The 19,142-nt window shown below is 74.4% G+C and carries 22 protein-coding genes; 17 read left to right on the top strand and 5 right to left on the bottom strand.

Features of this window, described 5'->3' with window-relative positions:
- Positions 1-4: 4 nt before the first annotated feature.
- Complete coding sequence (locus ACI79H_RS11260) at positions 5-1,426, bottom strand: serine hydrolase domain-containing protein (RefSeq protein ID WP_456554473.1); 1,422 nt, start codon at positions 1,424-1,426, stop codon at positions 5-7.
- 151 nt (positions 1,427-1,577) lie between these two features.
- Between ACI79H_RS11260 and ACI79H_RS11265 the strand changes: the two genes are divergently transcribed.
- The gene (locus tag ACI79H_RS11265) at positions 1,578-2,927 is read left to right on the top strand and encodes an ammonium transporter (RefSeq protein ID WP_456554474.1); all 1,350 of its coding nucleotides are present in this window, start codon (positions 1,578-1,580) and stop codon (positions 2,925-2,927) included.
- A gap of 68 nt (positions 2,928-2,995) precedes the next feature.
- Here ACI79H_RS11265 and ACI79H_RS11270 read toward each other — a convergent pair whose 3' ends face one another.
- Positions 2,996-3,616 (bottom strand): helix-turn-helix domain-containing protein, encoded by a 621-nt coding sequence (locus ACI79H_RS11270; RefSeq protein WP_456554475.1) that lies wholly within the window; start codon positions 3,614-3,616, stop codon positions 2,996-2,998.
- A gap of 130 nt (positions 3,617-3,746) precedes the next feature.
- On the opposite strand from ACI79H_RS11270, the gene ACI79H_RS11275 reads away from it, so the two are divergent.
- Genes ACI79H_RS11275 through ACI79H_RS11295 form a run of 5 tightly spaced genes read left to right on the top strand, consistent with a single transcriptional unit; the run spans position 3,747 to position 7,728 of the window.
- Positions 3,747-4,106, top strand: a complete 360-nt coding sequence (locus ACI79H_RS11275; protein WP_456554476.1) for a hypothetical protein — start codon at positions 3,747-3,749, stop codon at positions 4,104-4,106.
- A gap of 5 nt (positions 4,107-4,111) precedes the next feature.
- Positions 4,112-4,624, top strand: a complete 513-nt coding sequence (locus ACI79H_RS11280; RefSeq protein WP_456554477.1) for a dimethylamine monooxygenase subunit DmmA family protein — start codon at positions 4,112-4,114, stop codon at positions 4,622-4,624.
- Entirely contained in the window at positions 4,621-5,592 is a 972-nt protein-coding gene (locus tag ACI79H_RS11285) for a PDR/VanB family oxidoreductase (RefSeq protein WP_456554478.1), read from the top strand. Before ACI79H_RS11280 ends, ACI79H_RS11285 begins: the two co-directional genes overlap by 4 nt.
- Positions 5,589-6,563, top strand: a complete 975-nt coding sequence (locus ACI79H_RS11290) for a heme-dependent oxidative N-demethylase family protein (protein ID WP_456554479.1) — start codon at positions 5,589-5,591, stop codon at positions 6,561-6,563. Before ACI79H_RS11285 ends, ACI79H_RS11290 begins: the two co-directional genes overlap by 4 nt.
- 16 nt (positions 6,564-6,579) lie before the next feature.
- A complete protein-coding gene (locus ACI79H_RS11295; RefSeq protein WP_456554480.1) occupies positions 6,580-7,728 on the top strand; it encodes an AAA family ATPase in 1,149 nt (382 codons plus the stop codon).
- A gap of 18 nt (positions 7,729-7,746) precedes the next feature.
- Here the strand turns inward: ACI79H_RS11295 and ACI79H_RS11300 are convergent, their stop codons facing one another.
- Positions 7,747-9,327 carry a DUF222 domain-containing protein gene (locus ACI79H_RS11300; RefSeq protein WP_456554481.1) on the bottom strand — a complete coding sequence of 527 codons (1,581 nt, stop codon included), beginning with the start codon at positions 9,325-9,327 and terminating at the stop codon, positions 7,747-7,749.
- Positions 9,328-9,489: 162 nt separating this feature from the next.
- Between ACI79H_RS11300 and glnT the strand changes: the two genes are divergently transcribed.
- From glnT to ACI79H_RS11330, 6 genes are read left to right on the top strand one after another with little or no spacing between them, the layout of a single operon-like run.
- Positions 9,490-10,869: a type III glutamate--ammonia ligase gene (glnT, locus tag ACI79H_RS11305; protein WP_456554482.1), complete on the top strand. Its 1,380-nt coding sequence runs from the start codon at positions 9,490-9,492 to the stop codon at positions 10,867-10,869.
- Between the two features lie 31 nt (positions 10,870-10,900).
- Entirely contained in the window at positions 10,901-11,794 is an 894-nt protein-coding gene (locus ACI79H_RS11310; protein ID WP_456554483.1) for a hypothetical protein, read from the top strand.
- Positions 11,782-12,516, top strand: a complete 735-nt coding sequence (locus ACI79H_RS11315; RefSeq protein WP_456554484.1) for a GltB/FmdC/FwdC-like GXGXG domain-containing protein — start codon at positions 11,782-11,784, stop codon at positions 12,514-12,516. Before ACI79H_RS11310 ends, ACI79H_RS11315 begins: the two co-directional genes overlap by 13 nt.
- Positions 12,517-12,527: 11 nt before the next feature.
- A complete protein-coding gene (locus ACI79H_RS11320; RefSeq protein WP_456554485.1) occupies positions 12,528-13,832 on the top strand; it encodes an FMN-binding glutamate synthase family protein in 1,305 nt (434 codons plus the stop codon).
- On the top strand, positions 13,829-15,013 hold the full coding sequence (locus tag ACI79H_RS11325) for an NAD(P)/FAD-dependent oxidoreductase (protein ID WP_456554486.1): 1,185 nt from the start codon (positions 13,829-13,831) through the stop codon (positions 15,011-15,013). Before ACI79H_RS11320 ends, ACI79H_RS11325 begins: the two co-directional genes overlap by 4 nt.
- 41 nt (positions 15,014-15,054) lie before the next feature.
- Complete coding sequence (locus tag ACI79H_RS11330; protein WP_456554487.1) at positions 15,055-15,222, top strand: hypothetical protein; 168 nt, start codon at positions 15,055-15,057, stop codon at positions 15,220-15,222.
- Between the two features lie 7 nt (positions 15,223-15,229).
- Here the strand turns inward: ACI79H_RS11330 and ACI79H_RS11335 are convergent, their stop codons facing one another.
- On the bottom strand, positions 15,230-15,400 hold the full coding sequence (locus ACI79H_RS11335) for a hypothetical protein (protein WP_456554488.1): 171 nt from the start codon (positions 15,398-15,400) through the stop codon (positions 15,230-15,232).
- A 514-nt stretch (positions 15,401-15,914) separates the two neighbouring features.
- Between ACI79H_RS11335 and ACI79H_RS11340 the strand changes: the two genes are divergently transcribed.
- From ACI79H_RS11340 to fmdA, 3 genes are read left to right on the top strand one after another with little or no spacing between them, the layout of a single operon-like run.
- A complete protein-coding gene (locus ACI79H_RS11340; protein WP_456554489.1) occupies positions 15,915-16,613 on the top strand; it encodes an AmiS/UreI family transporter in 699 nt (232 codons plus the stop codon).
- A gap of 30 nt (positions 16,614-16,643) precedes the next feature.
- Positions 16,644-16,925 (top strand): FmdB family zinc ribbon protein, encoded by a 282-nt coding sequence (locus ACI79H_RS11345; RefSeq protein WP_456554490.1) that lies wholly within the window; start codon positions 16,644-16,646, stop codon positions 16,923-16,925.
- A 55-nt stretch (positions 16,926-16,980) separates the two neighbouring features.
- Positions 16,981-18,234, top strand: a complete 1,254-nt coding sequence (gene fmdA, locus ACI79H_RS11350) for a formamidase (protein WP_456554491.1) — start codon at positions 16,981-16,983, stop codon at positions 18,232-18,234.
- A 75-nt stretch (positions 18,235-18,309) separates the two neighbouring features.
- Here fmdA and ACI79H_RS11355 read toward each other — a convergent pair whose 3' ends face one another.
- On the bottom strand, positions 18,310-18,474 hold the full coding sequence (locus ACI79H_RS11355) for a hypothetical protein (RefSeq protein WP_456554492.1): 165 nt from the start codon (positions 18,472-18,474) through the stop codon (positions 18,310-18,312).
- Positions 18,475-18,621: 147 nt separating this feature from the next.
- Here ACI79H_RS11355 and ACI79H_RS11360 point away from each other — a divergent pair, with 147 nt between their 5' ends.
- Together ACI79H_RS11360 and ACI79H_RS11365 are read left to right on the top strand one after the other, a co-directional pair.
- On the top strand, positions 18,622-18,867 hold the full coding sequence (locus ACI79H_RS11360) for a hypothetical protein (protein WP_456554493.1): 246 nt from the start codon (positions 18,622-18,624) through the stop codon (positions 18,865-18,867).
- Positions 18,868-18,931: 64 nt separating this feature from the next.
- Positions 18,932-19,141: a DUF4177 domain-containing protein gene (locus tag ACI79H_RS11365; RefSeq protein WP_456554494.1), complete on the top strand. Its 210-nt coding sequence runs from the start codon at positions 18,932-18,934 to the stop codon at positions 19,139-19,141.
- Position 19,142 lies beyond the last annotated feature (1 nt).

A 19,142-nucleotide genomic window follows, 5' to 3' on the forward strand; every position in this document is an offset into this window, starting at 1 on the left:
GGCGTCACGCTAGGCGAGCGTCCCGCCGCCGCAGGAACTCGGCCAGCGGCCGGTGGGTCACCCCGCCCAGGCGCAGCCCGACCACCCGGCCGGCGGCGTCGCGCTCCAGCGGGACGAGCTCGCCCGCGGCGCCGAAGCCGGGCTGCGCCGCGACCCGGAGCGTGGCGGCGTCGACGACCTGCAGCTCCTCCATCGCGTGCAGGGGGTCGGGCAGCGTCGGGCGGACCAGCACGAGCCGGCCGCCCAGCTCGACGACGTCGAGCACGCCCCACAGCCCGGCGAACCGGCCGGTGAGGTGGGCGAGCGGCGGCGCGTCCGCCGGGGGTGCCGGCACCTCCGCGCGCGGGGTCAGCGCGGCGTCGACCAGCTTCACCAGGCCGTGCGCGAGCTCCTGCGCCGGACCGTCGACGGCGTTGGTCAGCACGCTCACGACCAGCCCGGCGGTGGGGTCGGCGAGGGTGAGGGTGATGTGCCCGGGCCAGCCGCCGCTGTGCCCGACCAGCTCGCGGTCCCCGACCCGGGTCAGGTCGACGCCCAGGCCGTAGCGGCCGATCTCGGTGCCGTAGGCGGTGACCACCGACTCCTGGCGCTGCATCAACCGCCGGGACCCGTCGGTCAGCAGGCGGTCACCGCCGAACACGAGCGCCGCCTCGGCGAAGGCGCTGAGCTCCTCCGCGGTGGACCAGAACCCGGTGGCCGGGGCCCAGGCGCCGGTGGGCGCGACGCCGAGGGCCAGCCGGCGGTGCTCGCCGAGCAGCAGCGCGGTGTGCCCGGCGGCGTACTCGCCGGCCCGCCGCGGGTCGTGGTCGGCGCCGGTGCGCGTCAGACCGAGCGGCTCGAGGACGGCGGTGCGCAGGTGCTCGGCGAAGGGCGTGCCGGTCACCGCCTCGACCGCCTGGCCGACCAGCGCGTACCCGACGTTGGAGTACTTGAAGTGCTCGTTGCGGTCGTGCACCGCCCCGCCGTCGAGGACGGCGGCGAGCAGCGCGGCGCGGTCGGGGAAGGGCGCCTCGAGCTGCCAGAAGTCGGCGTGCGCGCCGTCCCGCGTGACGCCGGACTGGTGGCCGAGCAGCTCGCGCACGGTGGCCCGCGCGAGCGGCGAGCCGGTCTCGGCCAGCTCGGGGACGAAGGACCCGACCGGGTCGTCGAGCCGCATCCGGCCGGCCTCGACCAGCTGCAGCACCGCGGTCGCGGTGAACGTCTTCGAGTGGGAGGCGACGGGGAACAGGTGCCCGGTGGTGAGCGGCGTCCCGGTGGTGGCGTCCGCGACGCCGACGGCGGCCGACAGCACCAGCTCGCCGCCGGACCGGACGGCCACCTGCGCGCCCGGGACGCGGCGGTGCGCGACCTGCGTCCCGAGCCACTCCCGGAGGTAATCGGCGGCGGCGCGGACGGTCGCGGGAAGGTCGGCGGGGTGCTGCGTCACGCGACCGAGCGTGTCACGGGCGGCGCGTCCGGCGGACGGGCCGGGCGGGCACCGATGTCACGCGAACGTCACGCGGGAGGACCTTCTCGGCAACAGCCGCCCCGTCTACTCCCGCAGGACAGCGACCACTCCCAGTAGACGAGAGGCTCCCGTGGACGTCGGCAGCACTGCATTCATCCTCGCGGCCACGATGGCCGTCGCGCTCATGATCCCCGGCCTGGCGCTGTTCTACGGCGGCATGGTCTCCTCCCGCAGCATCCTCAACATGATCATGATGGTGTTCGGCGCCGTCGCGGTGGTGGGCGTGCTGTGGACGGTGTTCGGCTTCTCCGCCGTCTTCGGCGACTCCTACGGCGGCGCCGGCCTGCTCGGGGACGTCACCGAGTACGCCGGCCTGGGTTCCCTGATCGCCGGTGACGAGGAGGCCGCGCTCCCGCCGGCTCTCGTGGCGGTGTTCCAGGCCCTGTTCGCCGTGATCACCACCGCGCTCATCGCGGGTGCGGTGTCCGACCGGGTGCGGTTCGGGCCGTGGCTGCTGTTCGCCGGCCTGTGGGCGGCGCTGGTCTACTTCCCGGTCGCGCACTGGGTGTTCGCGTTCGACTCCGCCGACGGCTCGGTCACCGGCGGCTGGATCGCCAACAAGCTGGCGGCCGTCGACTTCGCCGGTGGAACGGCGGTGCACATCAACGCCGGCATCGGCGCGCTGGCCCTGGTCCTCGTCGTCGGCAAGCGCACCGGCTGGCCCCGGCAGGCCCGGCCCAACAACCTGCCGCTGGTCGCGCTCGGCGCCGGCATCCTGTGGTTCGGCTGGTTCGGCTTCAACGGCGGCTCGGCGCTCGCCGCGGGCAACAGCGCCTCGGTGGTCATGCTGAACACGTTCAACGCGACCTGCACGGCGATCCTGGCCTGGCTCGTGGTGGAGAAGCTGCGCGACGGGCACGCCACCACGCTCGGCGGCATGTCCGGCGCGATCGCGGGCCTGGTGGCCATCACGCCGGCCTGCGGTGCGGTGACCCCGCTCGGCGCCCTCGCGGTCGGGGCCGTCGCCGGCGCGATCTGCCCTCTGGCCATCGCGCTGAAGTACCGCTTCGGCTACGACGACGCGCTCGACGTCGTCGGCGTCCACCTGGTCGGCGGCATCGTCGGCACCCTGCTGGTCGGGTTCCTCGGCTCGGCCGAGGCCCCCAGCGGCCGGGACGGGCTCTTCTACGGCGGCGGGCTCGAACTGCTCGGCGTCCAGGCGGTCGCCGCCGCCGCGGTCGTCGGCTACGGCTTCGTCGTCTCGCTGCTCATCGCCTTCGCGATCCACAAGACGATCGGGCTGCGGCTGCCGGCGGAGTCCGAGGCGAGGGGCACCGACCTCGACCAGCACGCCGAGGTCGCCTACGACCTGGAGGGCACCGTGCAGACGCCGGGCACCTCGCCCACGCCGCAGGCGGTCGTCGCCTCGGCGGAGCGGCTGGTCGCACGGTCCGCCGCGGAGGGCCAGCCGACCAGCTGATCCACCGCGGGGACGAGGGGCCGGCACTGGTGGGGTGCCGGCCCCTTCGTGGTCCCGAGGGGCGCGGGTCAGGCCAGGTGGCCGTAGGCGGTGACGGCGAGGAAGCGGATCGGGAGCTCGACGAGCTCGGCCGGGCCGTGCGGGCCCTCGCCGTCGAACACCAGCGAGTCGCCCGGGCGCATCTCGTACCGCGCCTGGCCGTGGCCGTAGACCATGACGCCGTCGAGCATGTACAGGAACTCGGTCCCCGGGTGCTGGAACAGCGGGAACACCTCGCTGGCCTCGGTGAGGGTCACCAGCAGCGGCTCGAGCCGCTTGTGCTCCCCGCGCAGCGCGCCGAGCAGCTGGTAGAGGTGGCCGACGTTGCTGCCGCGGCGGGCGATCTGGGCGCCGTGACCGGCCGGGGTGTGCACGGCCTCGCGCTGGGCGTCCAGCCCGCGGAAGAGCGCGGTGACCGGCACGGCCAGCGCGTCGGCCAGCCGGGCCAGGCTGGAGAGGCTGCACGAGGTCTGGGCGTTCTCGATCTTGGACAGCATCGCCTTGCTCATGCCGGTCAGCCGGGCGAGCTCGGCCAGCGAGATGCCCTTGGCCAGCCGCAGCTCGCGGACGCGCATCGCGATGACGTCCTCGAGGTGCCCGCTCGGCGTCTCGTCCTGGGTGGCGCCCTCGGGCTCCGGCACGACCTCCATGGCGCGAGCTTAGGTGCGGTGAGCACTCCCGAACGGCGATGCCGCGAGAACGTAACGGCCGGGTAACCCGTCCGGGTGTCCACTGTCCCTACCGTCTGTCCACCACCAGTGGACGACCCTCGGAGCGGACATGACCACCAGCGCGACCCGCATCGGACACGTCAGCGGAGCCTTCCGCGACCTCCAGCGGATGACCGACCCCGGCACCCGCGCCTACATCGGTGACGCCTTCGCCAACCCGGGTGGCGCCGAGATCTGCAGCGGGTTCTTCGAGCTGTTCGCCGGGGCGCCGCTGGACTACGAGTACACCTACGACGAGATGAAGGTCGTCGTCGAGGGCGAGTTCCACCTGACCGACCTGGACAGCGGGCAGCAGGTCGTGGCCGGGCCCAAGGACGTGCTGTTCTTCCCGAAGGGCTCGCGGATCCGCTTCGAGACGCCGGACCGGGCGCTGGGTTTCTACACCGGCCACCGCTCCTTCGCGCCCTGACCGCCGTGGGCGCGGAACACACCAGCGTGCCCCGCTGGGGCAGGGAGCGGCCGGCGCCGGACCCGGCCACCCGGGCGCTGCTGCTCATCGGGTTCGGTGCGCGGGGCGCCGCGATCACCACCGGCTGGGCCGCGGACGCGCCCGCGGGCCGGCCGGTCGAGGTGCTGGTCGCCGACTCCGCCGACGAGTCCGTGCTCGCCGTCCTGGTCGCCCGGATCGCCGCGGCGCGGGTGGGGTGGCGGCTGATGCTGGCCGGTCCGGAGGTCGACGTGCTGGCCGCGCGCGCGGTCGCGGTGCGGGAGGGCGTGCTGGACGCGGAGATCCGGTGCGCGGTCACCGGTGCCGAGCGCAAGCGGGTGTTCTGCCCGCACTGCCGGACGACGACGTCGACGACCGCGCCGGTGTCGGGGGAGACCCCGTGCGACGGCTGCGGACGGCGGCTGCACGTCTACGCGCACGTCTCGCGCCGAGCCGGTGCGTACCTGGGCTTCATGGCCGACGCCGAGGAGGTGGCGTGACCGCGACCCTGCCCGCGCCGGTGGCCGAGCGCACCGGCGTCCTCGTGCTCGAGGTGGCCGCGGTGGCCGACGCGGCACCGGGCATCCGCACCGTCTCGTTGCGGCGTCCCGGGGGTGGGCTGCTGCCGGCGTACCCGCCGGGCAGCCACGTCGTCCTCGACTGCGGGGACCGGCGCAACGCCTACTCGCTGACCGGCGACGGGTCGCCCGTCGAGGAGTACCGGGTGTCGGTGCTGCTGTGCCCGGACGGGGACGGCGGCTCGGCGTTCGTGCACCGGCTCGCGGTGGGGGACGTCGTGACCGCCTCCCGGCCGCGCAGTGCGTTCGCGCCGGTGTCGACAGCGCGGCACCACGTCCTCGTGGCCGGTGGCATCGGGATCACGCCGATGCTGTCGCACGCCCACGCTGCGGTGCGGTGGGGGCGCTCGTTCGAGCTCCTGTACGGGCACCGCCCGGGTGCCGGGGCGCACCTGGCCGAGCTGCGCGAGCTGTGCGGCGACCACCTGGCCGCGTACGGCTCGACGCCGGAGATGCTGGCCGCGGTGCGGGCGGCGCTGGCCGACCGGCCGATCGGCACGCACGTGTACGTGTGCGGGCCGGCACCGCTGATCGCGTTCGTCGAGGAGACGGCCGCGGAGCTGGGCTGGCCGGAGCAGCGGGTGCACGTCGAGCGGTTCTCGGCCGCCGACCTGGACCCGGGGGAGCCGTTCACCGCCCGGCTGGCCCGGTCCGGCAGGCGGGTGCCCGTGCCCTCCGGCACCAGCCTGCTGGCCGCGCTGGAGGGGGCCGGCGTCGCCGTGCCGAATCTCTGCCGGCAGGGCGTCTGCGGCGAGTGCCGCGTGCCGGTGCGGGCGGGGCGTCCGCTGCACCGCGACCTGTACCTGTCCGAGGCCGAGCGCGCCGCCGGCGACTCGGTCATGTGCTGCGTCTCCCGCAGCGCCGACGACGAGCTGGAGCTGGACCTGTGACGACCGCCCTGTCCGCGCGGGTCGCCCGCTTCCCCTTCCCCTTCGCCACCGACAGCTACCGGTACTCGACGAACGTCGAGCCGGCGCGCCGGCCGGTGACGACGGCGGCCGGCGGCTGGGGTGCCGGCGTCCTGGACGTGGACGACGACCACGCCGCCGAGCTGGCGGTGCGCCGGGCGGTGCTGGCCGCCGACCCGACGCGCTGCCAGGAGCTGCCGCACATGCGCGTGGCGTCGTGGGATGCGCTGACCACGCTGCTGCCCGAGCTCGCCGCGACGTGCCCCGGGTCCACGAGCCTGGACCGGGACGGCGACCTCTGGACGTGGCGCAACGACCTGCTCGGCACCGCGCGCAGCTTCACGGTCGGCGACGACGCCTCGCTGCCGGAGGGGCCGCTGGCCCTCCTCGGCAGCCAGGTCCAGGAGGACGTCGTCCTGCTCGACCAGCGCGAGGGCGCGCTGTGGGCCGACGCGGGCCTGGTCACGTTCGCGGCCGACTGGTCGATGGGGTTCGACGTCGGCATGCGTTTCCTCGAGGTGCACGGCCCGGTGCCGCGGGTGCACGAGGCCGGGGTGGTGCAGCGGGCCGAGCAGTTCCTCATGCGCCTGCAACCGGGGGAGGAGTACCGGCGGACGAACTGGACGATGACGGTCGACCGCCGGCTGGACACGTCCACGGAGACGTATGCCGAGTGGGGCCGCGACCGGCGGCTGGTGGTCGACGACCCGGCGCTGCCCGACCGGCTGCACCTGCGGGTGGAGGTGCAGCACCTGATCCGGCTCGGCGTCTCGAACGCCATCTGCTTCCTGGTGCGGACCCACCTGCTCTCGCTGCGCGAGCTGGCCACGGTGCCGGAGTGGCGGCGGCGGTTCGGCGCCGTCCTGGCGGAGCTCCCCGACGACATGGCGGACTACAAGGGCCTGACCCGCTTCCGCGGCGCGGCGGTGGACTGGCTCGCTCGTCAGGGGTGATCGCTACGGTCGGCGGGTGCTGCAGACGGTCGCGGTCGAGGGCTACCGGTCGCTGCGCAGCCTGGTCGTCCCGCTCGGCCGGCTGACCGTCGTCACCGGCGCGAACGGCTCGGGCAAGTCCAGCCTGTACCGGGTGCTGCGGCTGCTCGCGGCCACGGCGGACGGCGGCGCGGTGCGGGCGCTCGCGGCCGAGGGCGGGATCGACTCGGTGCTGTGGGCGGGCCCGGAGGCCGGCGGGAGCGGGCCCGGCACCGTGCGCACCCGGCCGGTGGCGGTGCGGATCGGCCTCGGGAGCGACGACCTGTCCTACGCGGTCGACTTCGGGCTGCCGCGGCCGGACGGGGAGTCGATGTTCCAGCGCGATCCGGAGATCAAGGACGAGGTCGTGTGGGCGGGGCCGGTGCTCCGGCCCTCGGCGCTGCTCACCCGGCGAGCGGGGCCGGCGGTCATGATCCGGGAGGGCGACCGCTGGGTCGACTCGGGCCGCCGGCTGGCCAGGCAGGACAGCATGCTGGCCGAGGTGGCCGACGCCGAGAGCGCGCCCGAGGTGCTGCAGGTGCGCGACCGGGTGCGCGGCTGGCGCTTCTACGACTCCTTCCGCACCGACGCCGAGGCCCCGGCCCGGCGCGCGCACCCGGGCACGTTCACCCCGGTGATGGCCGACGACGGCGCCGACCTGGCCTCGGCCCTGCAGACGCTGCGCGAACTGGGGCACGGCGACGAGCTGGACGAGGCGCTGGACCGGGCGTTCCCCGGCAGCCGGGTGGACGTCGTCGACCAGGAGGGGTTGTTCCGGGTGCGGCTGCACCAGGCCGGGCTGCTGCGGCCCCTGGACGCGGCGGAGCTCTCCGACGGCACGCTGCGCTTCTTGCTCTGGACGGCGGCGCTGCTCACCCCGCGGCCGCCGGAGCTGTTCGTGCTCAACGAGCCCGAGACCAGCCTGCACCCCGACCTGCTGGCGCCGCTGGCCGAGATGGTGGTGGCTGCGGCGTCCCGGGCCCAGGTGCTGGTGGTGACCCACTCCGCGGCGCTGCGCGCGCTGCTCGCCGGGGGTGCGGGGGACCTCGACGTGCAGGACGTCCACCTGGTCAAGGAGCACGGCGAGACGCTGATCGACGGCCAGGGGCTGCTGGACGGCCCGCTCTGGCACTGGCCGTCCCGCTGACCCGAGCCGCGCCACGGCTCAGAAGGGCGGCGGTGCGTCGTCCAGCGGCGGCGGTGGTGCTGCCGGCAGCGCGGGTTGGGCGGGCACGTCGGACAGGTCGCGCCGGACGGGTCGTCCCGGTGGGTGCAGGCCCGGTGGTCGGGTGGTGCGGGTGATGCCGGTCGGGGTGGTCACGGTGAGGGTTCCGTCGGGTTGCATCTCGAACCGCCAGCCGCGGGCGAAGGTCTTGAGCCGGTGGTGGGGGCGGCACAGGCAGCAGAGGTTGGAGCAACCGGTGCGTCCGCCGCAGTCGTAGGGGACGACGTGGTCGAGGTCGGTGCGTCCGGCGGGCTGGGCGCAGCCGGGGTGGCGGCAGGTGCGGTCGCGGAGACGGAGGAAGCGTTCCTGGGCCGCGGTGTGCGTGTAGCCGGGCACCTCGGCCGGTGGGCCGGGGACGGGGCACCCGCAGTCGGCGGTCCGGCCGTGGTCGGGGCAGCCGCGGGCGGCCAGCCGGGTGAGCTCCGCGGCGGTGACGGTGGCGAGCAGGACGCCGGCGTCGTCGGAGAGTGCGAGGGAGAGGCCGCCGCCAGCGGGTGCCTGCACGCCCAGTGCACCGAGCTGGGCGAGCAGCTCGCGGAGGTGGGCGGCGGTGATCGGGGTGCCGTTCACGGTGGGGCCGGTGTCACCGGAGGCCGCCCGCGCCACCTTCTCCGCGGTGCCGGCCGGGGCAGAGGTGCGCTCGGGGTAGGGGCGCCCCGGCCGGTGGAGTGCGGACACGGGTGCGTGCAGCGTCAGGTGGGCGGTCACGTCCGGTGCGTCGCCGCCGCCGGAGCCCAGCACGCGGGCGGCGTGCGCCTCGGCGCGCAGCAGGTCGATCGGCCGGTCATCACCGGCAGTCCTCGCGAGCTGCGCCGCCCGGTCGATGACCGACCACATCGCCGCCGCCACCGGTGCGGGCAGCTCCGTGGACAGGTTCGACATGCCGTCGCCGGTCGGGTGGAGGCGCACCGCGGCGCGCCGCTCGGCCTCCAGGCGGCGGCGTTCGGCGAACTCCTCGTCCGCCGCCTCGGCGGCGGCGATCAGCCGCTTGCGCAGCCGCCCCGACGACAGCTCCGCGGCCAGCGGCAGCACCGCCGGCAGGACCACCGCGACCACCTCGTCGGAGGCGGTGGCCAGCACGTCGGCGAATACCCGCGCCCGGAACCAGTCCAACCGGCCCGCGGCGCACTCGGCATGCACCGCCGGCATCCGCTCCACCAGCTGGAACGCATCGAGCAGCACGTCGGCAGCGAAGGACCGCGAGCAGTTCAGCACCATCGCCAGCTCGTCCGGCAGGAATTCCGAGGTGCCGGGCACCGGCGAGCCCGCACCCCGACGGCGCGCACCCGGGTGCCCGGGTGGCGGGTCGTCGGCGTCGGGGCGGTCGGCGGCCAGCCCCATCAGCAGCTCCGCCTCGTAGGCGGCGTCCATCGCCTTCCGGGCCTGCACCCGCTGCAGCTCGGCGACCATCTCCGCCGCCGAGAGGTGCTCGACCGCGATCCGCTCGACCGACGGGGCGCGCCACAGCCACCACTCGACCAGCCCGCCGTCCAGCGGGACGTCGAGAAGAGGGGCCGTCATGGACCGAACATACGTTCGAGGTACGACAGTTCTCCGCGAGCGGCGCCCTGGGACGGGACGCAACACGAACTCCGCCCCGAGGTAACGCCGCCGAAACCGGAGCCGCGTCTACTCACATGCGACAGAGGTTCACGTCAGTGAACAGCCACTCCGGAGGTCCCCGTGTCGCTCACCGCCGCCCGCCCCGACGCACCGCCGGTGCCCGAGCAGCTCCCGCGCACCGCCCCGGCCGCGGCCGATGCCCCTGACCTCGCCACCCGGGCCCGCGCCGACGGCACCGAGTTCATCCTGGCCCTCTTCGTCGACCTCACCGGCAAGCCGTGCGCCAAGCTCGTCCCGATCGAGGCCGTCGAGGAGCTGCAGACCGAGGGCGTGGGCTTCGCCGGCTACGCGGTCGGCGCGATGGGCCAGGAGCCGCGCGACCCCGACCTGATGGCGATCCCCGACCCGACGTCGTACATGCCGGTGCCCTTCCTGCGCCCCGGGCTGGCGATCGTGCACTGCGACCCGCACGTCGAGGGCGCGCCCTGGCCCTACGCCCCGCGGGTGATCCTCCGCGAGCAGCTCGCGAAGGCCGCCGAGTTCGGGCTGGAGCTCAAGGTCGGCGCCGAGGTCGAGTACTTCCTCGTCGAGCGCGGCCCCGACGGCGCGCTGCGGCCGGCCGACGCCAAGGACACCGCCGAGCGCCCCTGCTACGACGCCCGCGGCCTGACCCGCATGTACGAGCACCTGACCGCGGTCTCCAAGGCCATCAACTCGCTCGGCTGGGGCAACTACGCCAACGACCACGAGGACGGCAACGGCCAGTTCGAGCAGAACTTCGCCTACGCCGACGCGCTGACCACCGCTGACCGCGTCGTCACCCTGCGGTACCTGCTCTCGGTCATGGCCGAGGAGCGCGGCATGACCGCCACCTTCATGCCCAAGCCGTTCACCGACCGGACCGGCAGCGGGCTGCACATGCACCTGTCGCTGTGGCGCGACGGCGCACCGGCCTTCCCCGACGCCGACGACGCCCGCGGCCTGGGCCTGAGCCCCCTGGCCTACTCCTTCGTCGCCGGGCTGCTCGACCACGCCTGCGGCCTGCAGGCGGTGCTCGCGCCCACCGTGAACTCCTACAAGCGCACCGGCGCGACCTCCACCCGCTCGGGTGCCACCTGGTCGCCGCGGCAGGCGACCTACGGCGGGAACGACCGCACCCACCTGCTGCGCGTCCCGGACGGCAACCGGGTCGAGCTGCGCGGCGGCGACGGCTCGGCCAACCCCTACCTGGCCGCTGCGGCCGCGCTCGCCGCCGGCCTGGACGGCATCCGCCGCAACCTCGACCCCGGCGACCCGGGCGCCACCCGCAGCGAGCCGCTGCCGCCGACCCTCCTGCACGCCGTCGAGCAGCTCGAGGCCGACCCGGTCGTCGCCGGCGCGCTCGACGCCGCCGGTCCCGGGGTCTGCGAGTACTTCGCCGGCCTCAAGCGCGACGAGTTCTTCGAGTGGCACGGGCAGGTGTCCTCGTGGGAGGTCGACCGCTACGTGACCGCCTTCTGACCCCCCACCGACCACCGAGAGGACCCCACCCATGTGCGGGATCGTCGGGCTCCACCTGCGGGAGCCCTCGCTCCACCCCCGGCTCGGCGAGCTGCTGACCGGGATGCTCTGCCAGGTCACCGAGCGCGGCCCGGACTCCGCCGGCGTCGCCGTCTACGGCGATCCGCGCTGGTCACCGGCCGGGCACGCCTCGGTCTCCCTGCTGCCCGGGACGGCGACGCCGGACGAGGTGGCGACGGCGGTCCGTGCCGCCGTGCCGGACGCCGCGGTCGTCGACGCCGGCCAGACGCTCGTCGTCCACGCACCGGTCCCGGTCGACACCCTGGTCGCCGCGGTCCGCGCCGCGCTGCCGCAGGTGCTCGTGATCGGCCAGGGCGAGGAGGTCGCCGTCCTCAAGGGCGTGGGCCACCCGCAGGCGCTCGCGGCGGAGTTCGGCCTGGCGCAGGCGCAGGGCTGGCAGGGCGTCGCGCACACCAGGATGGCCACCGAGTCGGCGGTCACCCCGGCGCACTGCCACCCGTTCTCGGTCGGCGCCGACCAGTGCCTGGTGCACAACGGGTCGTTCGCCAACCACGCCACCATCCGCCGCGAGCTGAAGGCCGGCGGCGCCGTCTTCGACTCCGACAACGACTCCGAGGTCGGCGCCCGCTTCGTCGCCGCGCAGCTGGCCGCCGGCTACGACCTGGAGAAGTCGCTGAAGCTGCTGTGCGAGCGGTTCGACGGCTTCTACACGCTCCTGGTCTCGACGAAGGACAGCTTCGCGATCGTCCGCGACGCCATCGCCTGCAAGCCCGCCGTCGTCGCCGAGACCCCGGAGTGGGTCGCGATGGCGTCGGAGTACCGAGCGCTCGCCGGCCTGCCCGGCGTCGAGCGCGCCCGCATCTTCGAACCCGAGCCGGAGGAGGTCTACGCATGGCAGCGCTGAGCACGCCGCTGGAGATCGCGCACGAGCCCCGCCCGACCGAGGCGGTCGTCGACCTCTCGGTCTCCGACGTCCGGGCGCTCAACGCCGCCCTGCACCGGCCCGACGTCGCGGAGACCATGCCGTCCTGGCGGGTCGCGCACCCCGACGGCCGGCACAGCATCGCCGTCGGCCTGGACGCCGAGGTGTCGGTCGAGATCGACGGGCACGTCGGCTACTACTGCGCCGGCATGAACAAGAGCGCCACCGTGACCGTCAACGGCAACGCCGGCGTCGGGGTGGCCGAGAACATGATGAGCGGCACCGTCCGGGTGCGGGGCAACGCCTCGCAGTCCGCCGGCGCGACGGCCCACGGCGGCCTGCTGGTGGTCGAAGGCTCGGCGGCCGCGCGGTGCGGCATCTCCATGAAGGGCGTGGACATCGTCGTCGGCGGCGACGTCGGGCACATGAGCGCCTTCATGGGGCAGGCCGGCCGGCTGGTCGTCTGCGGCGACGCCGGGGACGCCCTCGGCGACTCCCTCTACGAGGCCCGCATCTACGTGCAGGGCTCGGTGAAGAGCCTCGGCGCCGACTGCGTCGAGAAGGAGATGCGCGACGAGCACCTGGCCGAGCTCGGCGAGCTGCTCGCCGCCGCCGGCATGGCCGCCGACCCGGCCGGCTTCCGCCGGTACGGCTCGGCCCGGCAGCTCTACAACTTCCACGTCGACAACGCCTCGGCGTACTGAGAGGGCCTCACGTGACGCTCCGCGAATCAGCGACCTTCGACCGCGCCACCATCGCCGACATCCAGCGCGCGGCAGAGACCGGCATCTACGACATCCGCGGCGGCGGGGCCAAGCGCCGCGTCCCGCACTTCGACGACCTGCTCTTCCTCGGCGCGAGCATGTCCCGCTACCCGCTCGAGGGGTACCGCGAGCGGTGCGACACCGACGTCGTCCTCGGCGACCGCAACGCCACCTACCCGCTGCACCTGTCCACCCCGGTGACCATCGCCGGGATGAGCTTCGGCGCGCTGTCCGGCCGGGCGAAGGAGGCCCTGGGCCGCGGCGCCAGCGAGGTCGGCACCAGCACCACCACCGGGGACGGCGGGATGACGCCGGAGGAGCGCGGCCAGTCCAAGCACCTCGTGTACCAGTACCTGCCGTCGCGCTACGGGATGAACCCCGACCACCTGCGCATGGCCGACGCGATCGAGATCGTCCTGGGCCAGGGCGCCAAGCCCGGTGGCGGCGGCATGCTTCTCGGCCAGAAGATCACCGAGCGGGTCGCCGGCATGCGCACCCTGCCGATGGGGGTCGACCAGCGCAGCGCCTGCCGGCACCCCGACTGGACCGGGCCGGACGACCTGGAGATCAAGATCCGCGAGCTGCGGGAGATCACCGACTGGGAGAAGCCGGTCTACGTCAAGATCGGCGCCAGCCGCACCTACTACGACGTCAAGCTCGCGGCCAAGGCCGGCGCCGACGTCATCGTCCTCGACGGCATGCAGGGCGGGACCGCCGCCACCCAGGACGTGTTCATCGAGCACGTCGGCATCCCGACGCTGGCCGCGCTGCCGCAGGCGGTGCAGGCCCTGCGCGAGGAGGGGCTGCACCGTCAGGTCCAGCTCGTCGTCTCCGGTGGCGTCCGCAGCGGCGCCGACCTGGCCAAGTGCATGGCCCTCGGTGCCGATGCCGTGGCGATCGGGACCGCCGCGCTCATCGCGCTCGGCGACAACGCCCCGGAACTGGACGAGGAGTACCGGAAGCTGGGCTCGGCGGCCGGTTTCTACGACGACTGGCAGGCCGGCCGGGACCCCGCGGGCATCACCACGCAGGATACGGAGCTCGCCGACCGGCTCGACCCGGTCGTCGGCGGCCGGCGGCTGGCCAACTTCATCCGCGTCATGACCATGGAGGCGCAGGTGATCGCCCGCGCCTGCGGCAAGGCGCACCTGCACTCCCTGGAGCCCGAGGACCTCGTCGCGCTCACCATCGAGGCCGCCGCGATGGCCCGCGTGCCGCTCGCGGGGACCGGCTGGATCCCGGGGCAGGGGCTGTGAGCAGCGCCGACGTCGTCGTCGTCGGCGGCGGGCTCGAGGGGGCGGCGACCGCGTGGGCGCTGGCGCAGCGGGGGGTCACCGACGTCGTCGTCTGCGAGCGGGACACCGTCGGCTCGGGCGGGACGGGCAAGTCCAGCGGCGTGGTGCGCTGCCACTACGGCGTCTCGTCGCTGGCGGCCATGGCGAACGCCGGGCTCGAGGTGTTCGAGCAGGCCGCCGACGTGCTGGGGGGAGACGTCGGGTTCACCCAGACCGGCTACGTCGTCGGCGTCGGCCCGGAGAACGTCGACGCCCTACGCGCCAGCCTGGCCAACCAGCGTGCGCTGGGCGTGGACACGCAGGAGATCGACCGGGACGAGGTCGCCCGGCTGTGGCCGGCGGCCGACCTGGAGGACTTCGCCGCCTTCGGCTGGGAGCCGCGCGGCGGGTACGGCGACGCCTACCGGACCGCGCAGGCCTTCGCCGCCGCCGCCCGCCGGGCGGGGGTCCGCATCCGGCAGGGCACGCCGGTGGCCGAGGTGCTGGTCGAGGGCGGCCGTGCGACCGGCGTCCGGCTGGCCGACGGCTCGACGCTCGCCGCGGGCACCGTGGTCGTGGCCGCGGGGCCCTGGTCGGTCGCGCTCCTCGCCCCGCTGGGCATCGACCTGCCGGTCCGGGTGCACCGCGAGGCGATCGTGCTGCTCGACCCGGGTACCGACCTGGGCGCCGTCCCGGTCTTCTCCGACCTGGTGTCGCTGCAGTACATCCGGCCCGAGGGCGGCGTTCAGCTGCTGTTCGGCAACAGCGACCTCTCGGTGCCCGAGCCCGCCGACCCCGACGCCTACCTCAACCGGGCCACCGACGACTTCCTCGAGATGGCCGTCGGCAAGATCGCGCACCGGTTCCCGGGGCTCGAGGACGCATCGGTCAGCAGCACCTACGCCGGCTGCTACGACGTGACGCCGGACTTCAACCCGGTGATCTCCGAGACCCCGGTCGACGGGCTGGTCGTCGCGGCCGGGTTCAGCGGTCACGGCTTCAAGATCTCGCCCGCTGTCGGCCGGCTGGTCGCCGACCTCGTCGTCGACGGGAAGTCCTCGCACCCCGACGTCCCGGAGTCGGACTTCCGGCTCTCGCGGTTCGCCGAGGGCCACCTGCTCACCAGCCCCTACCCCTACGTCGGGGCGGGGGAGATGCGGTGAGGGGGTGGACGGTCCTCTCCGGAGGCGGCACGCTGCCGGTCATGGTCGATCCCCGGTACGCGATCCCGCTGGAGGAGTTCGTCGCCGGTGCCGAGGTGGCCCGCGCGGAACAGGTCGAGGTGCAGGCCGAGCCCGTCGTCCCGCTGCCCGCCTACGGCGACCCGCTGCGCTACGGCGACGGCATGACCGGCGACGCCGACGGGGACTGACCCGCGGTCACCAGCCGCGCGGCAGCTGCTTGCGGTCGCGCCTGCCCCAGCCGAGCGCGAGGGTGGCGCCGGCGAGCAGCAGGCCCAGGACCGTCAGCCAGAACAACCCCTTGACGACCGCGCCCAGGATGCTGAGCGCCAGCCAGATCACGACCAGCCAGCCGAGCAGACGCAGCACGAGGGTTCTCCAGGGTCGGGGCAGGTGCACCGACCACCCTATGCCCGGTGTCCCGGCCGCAGGACGCCCGACCCAGCGTCGAGGTCCCCACGCCCAGGGTGAGGAAACGCGGGGCCGGACCGGGAGCCGTGGCCGGGGGGTGCGGGTCCCGCTGCAGTGCATTGACGCGGCGACCCCAGGGGTCCACGGTCGATCCCACGCAGCAGGCGAGGAGGCCGGAGCCGCGGCTGGGCCTCCGCTCGCGGAGGAGGGCCGATGACCGAGACCACCGCCCCCGCCGCCGGCCGCGTACGAGTCGGGCGGTCCCGCGGACCCGCCCCCGGGGGTACCTGCCCGCAGCCCGGGTCCCCCTCCACCGAGCCGCTCCCCGTACCCGCCGGTGCACCGCCCCGCCCGGCCCGACGGCGACCCGGAGGCCGGCGTCCCAGCACGACCCACCCTGCCCGGGCGGGCGCCGTCGGAGCCCCGCGTGCGCGCACGGGGATCCGGCGCGGGGGCGAGAGGGCGGTCCACCATGGCAAGCGTCGGTCTCCTCTACGTCGGAGCGGTCCTCGTCGTCAACGGCCTGATGCTCCTCGGGTACGTGGACGCGCGAGCGGCCGCACCGATGAACCTCTTCGTCGGCGGGCTGCAGGTCGTCACGCCGACGTTCCTCATCGCCACCGCGAACGGTGACCAGGACGCCATCCTCGCCGCCTCCGGGATCTACCTGTTCGGCTTCACCTACCTGTACGTCGGCTTCAACCTGCTGGCGGGCCTCGACGGCACCGGCCTGGGCTGGTTCTCCGCCTTCGTCGCCTGCTGCGCCGTCGTCTACGCGGGCCTGAACTTCGGCCGCTTCGACGACCCCGCGTTCGGCGTCATCTGGCTCATCTGGGCCGTGCTCTGGGGGCTGTTCTTCGTGGTCCTCGGCCTGGGGGTGGAGTCGCTCACCCGCTTCACCGGCGCGGTTGCCGTGGTGGCGGGCGTGCTCACCTGCGCCGGGCCGGCCTTCCTCCTGCTGACCGGCGAGTGGACGGAGTACACGACCACCTGGGCGATCGTGATCGGCGTCGCCACGGTCGTCATCTGCGGTGCCCTCTTCCCGCGGCTCCGCGGCCCGGCCCCGGCCGACTCGTCGGCCGACCCCGAGCTGCCCGCGACCTCTGCGGGTGTGCCCGGTCCCCGGGAGTCCCGGTCCGGGACGTCCGCCGAGACACCCGGACGCACCTGACCTCGACCCGCTCAGCTCCCGGAGGACCCCGTGCCGACGTACCTCTACCGATGCCCGGCGGACGGATCGTTCGAGGCGCGCCTGCCCATGGCGGCCGCCGGGGCGATGTCGGACTGCCCGGTGTGCGGTGCCCCCGCCCCGCGGCGCTTCACCCCGCCGCTGCTCTCCCGCACACCGGCGCCGGTCGCCGCGGCCCGCCTCCGCGAGGAGGCGAGCCGGGACGCGCCGGTCGTCACCACCACCCTGCCGGAGGCCCCGCGCCGGCCGGCACCACCCCGGAACCCGCGGTGGCGAGCGCTACCGCGGCCCTGACGAGCCCGTCGCCGGCGGGCCGGTTCGCACCGTCGAGAAGGAACGGAGATCCGCAATGCCTGATGTGGTGTTCACGGTCGACCAGGCGAAGTCCATGCGCGATCAGGCGGTACCCGGCCACAACAGGTGGCACCCCGACGTCCCCGTGGCGACGATGGTCCGCCCCGGGCAGAGCATCCGGGTGGAGTGCCGCGAGTGGACCGACGGCCAGATCGGCAACAACGACTCGGCCAACGACGTCCGCGACGTCGACCTGACCCATGCGCACATGCTGAGCGGGCCCATCGGGGTGGAGGGCGCGGAGCCCGGCGACCTGCTGGTCGTCGACATCCTCGACCTCGGGCCGGTGCAGCAGCCGCAGGAGTTCGGCGACGCCCCGGGCCAGGGGTGGGGCTACACCGGCGTGTTCGCCAAGGTCAACGGCGGCGGGTTCCTGACCGACTACTACCCGGACGCCTACAAGGCGATCTGGGACTTCCAGGGGCAGGTCGCCACCTCGCGGCACATCCCCGGGGTCCGCTTCACCGGCATCACCCATCCCGGGCTGTTCGGGACGGCGCCGTCGGCCGACCTGCTGGCACGGTGGAACGCCCGCGAGCAGGCCCTCATCGACACCGACCCTGACCGGGTCCCGGCGCTGGCCCTGCCGCCTCTGGTCGACAACGTGCTGGCCGGCACGGCGACAGGGGACGCCGCGGACGCGATCGGACGCGACGGGGCGCGCACGGTGCCGGCCCGGGAGAACGGCGGGAACCACGACATCAAGAACTTCACCCGCGGTTCCCGCGTCTTCTACCCGGTGCACGTGGAGGACGCCAAGCTCTCGGGCGGGGACCTGCACTTCAGCCAGGGCGACGGCGAGATCACGTTCTGCGGCGCCATCGAGATGGGCGGCTTCATCGATTTCCACGTCGACCTGATCAAGGGCGGCATGGAGACCTACGGCGTGACCACGAACCCTGTCTTCATGCCCGGCAACGTGGAACCGCGCTACTCGGAGTTCCTGACCTTCATCGGCGTCTCGGTCGACCACCGCGATGACCGGAACCTCTACCTCGACGCCACCCAGGCGTACCGCAACGCCTGCCTGAACGCCGTCGAGTACCTGAAGAAGTTCGGCTACTCGGGCGAGCAGGCGTACCTGCTGCTGGGGGCCGCGCCGATCGAGGGCCGGATCAGCGGCGTGGTCGACATCCCGAACGCCTGCGCGTCCCTCTACCTGCCCACGGCGATCTTCGACTTCGACGTCCGGCCGTCGGCCGGAGGACCGGTGCGGGCCGACCGGGGGCAGTGCGCGGTGACGTCCTGAGCGGTGCCCCCGGGCCGGGCGCTGCCCGTGCTCGGCCCGGGGGGTCCGTCGGACCGACGGGAGGGGCCCGGGCGGCTACCGGGTGCCCGGGTCACCTCCCGACGGCAGGGTGGGGCGCGCCGTGACGACGACCGGCCCACCGCAGTTCCAGCAGGCGGGGTCGATGTCCGTGCGCTGGGTGTCGCGCCCGCCGACCTCGCACGGCGGGCAGGACCAGCAGATCTCGATCCGGGCTTCCACGGACCGCTCCTCACGTGCTTCCGGTGCTGCGGTCCCGGGTACTCAAGACCGGCAGCCCCCTACCCACGACGCGTCGCCTTCTCACCCCCTGCCGGGATGGCCACCGGTCCTCCCACCGGGAGAGCGGACGTGCGCGAGGAGCAGCCGATGGACGACCCGTTCCCCCCGCTGGAGCGCCACGCCGCCGCCGACCGCGCGGGCAAGAACGCCCTGCGGACGGCGCACGCGATCACCCAGGCCTTGGCCGCGGACGGCGCCGGAGCCGAGGACCCCGTGCTGCTGCGCCGCGGCGGGCGGCACCGGAGCATCGACGGGCTCATGAGCCTGATCGACGAGGCCCTGAGCGACGAGGCGCCGGGCAAGGCGCCGGACGAGGAGCCGCCCGACCGATGAGCCCACACCTCGACGCGCGGCGCCGGTGCGGGCAGGCTCGCAGCACGTCGACGAGGAGGCACGCATGGCCGCACGGTTCGAGTACAAGGTGGAAGAGCTCCGCGAGGGGATGATCGGCGGCAAGATGTCCGGCGGGAAGCTGGAGAAGGTCCTCAACGAGCACGCTCGCGAGGGCTGGCAGCTCAGAGCGATCACCTCCGTCGAGGTCAAGGGCCGGATCGGCCCGGGCGGGGTCGAGGGCGTGCTGGTCACCTTCGAGCGCCCGGTCGCCTGAC

It is taken from the genome of Blastococcus sp. SYSU D01042, from assembly GCF_054050515.1.

Excerpts from the sequence above, each read along its gene's own strand:
- ACI79H_RS11360 (WP_456554493.1), top strand. The coding sequence starts at position 18,622 with ATGGACGACCCGTTCCCCCCGCTGGAGCGCCACGCCGCCGCCGACCGC.
- ACI79H_RS11270 (WP_456554475.1), bottom strand. The coding sequence starts at position 3,616 with ATGGAGGTCGTGCCGGAGCCCGAGGGCGCCACCCAGGACGAGACGCCG.
- fmdA (WP_456554491.1), top strand. The coding sequence starts at position 16,981 with ATGCCTGATGTGGTGTTCACGGTCGACCAGGCGAAGTCCATGCGCGAT.
- ACI79H_RS11315 (WP_456554484.1), top strand. The coding sequence starts at position 11,782 with ATGGCAGCGCTGAGCACGCCGCTGGAGATCGCGCACGAGCCCCGCCCG.
- ACI79H_RS11310 (WP_456554483.1), top strand. The coding sequence starts at position 10,901 with ATGTGCGGGATCGTCGGGCTCCACCTGCGGGAGCCCTCGCTCCACCCC.
- ACI79H_RS11300 (WP_456554481.1), bottom strand. The coding sequence starts at position 9,327 with ATGACGGCCCCTCTTCTCGACGTCCCGCTGGACGGCGGGCTGGTCGAG.
- ACI79H_RS11330 (WP_456554487.1), top strand. The coding sequence starts at position 15,055 with ATGGTCGATCCCCGGTACGCGATCCCGCTGGAGGAGTTCGTCGCCGGT.
- ACI79H_RS11340 (WP_456554489.1), top strand. The coding sequence starts at position 15,915 with ATGGCAAGCGTCGGTCTCCTCTACGTCGGAGCGGTCCTCGTCGTCAAC.
- ACI79H_RS11275 (WP_456554476.1), top strand. The coding sequence starts at position 3,747 with ATGACCACCAGCGCGACCCGCATCGGACACGTCAGCGGAGCCTTCCGC.
- ACI79H_RS11365 (WP_456554494.1), top strand. The coding sequence starts at position 18,932 with ATGGCCGCACGGTTCGAGTACAAGGTGGAAGAGCTCCGCGAGGGGATG.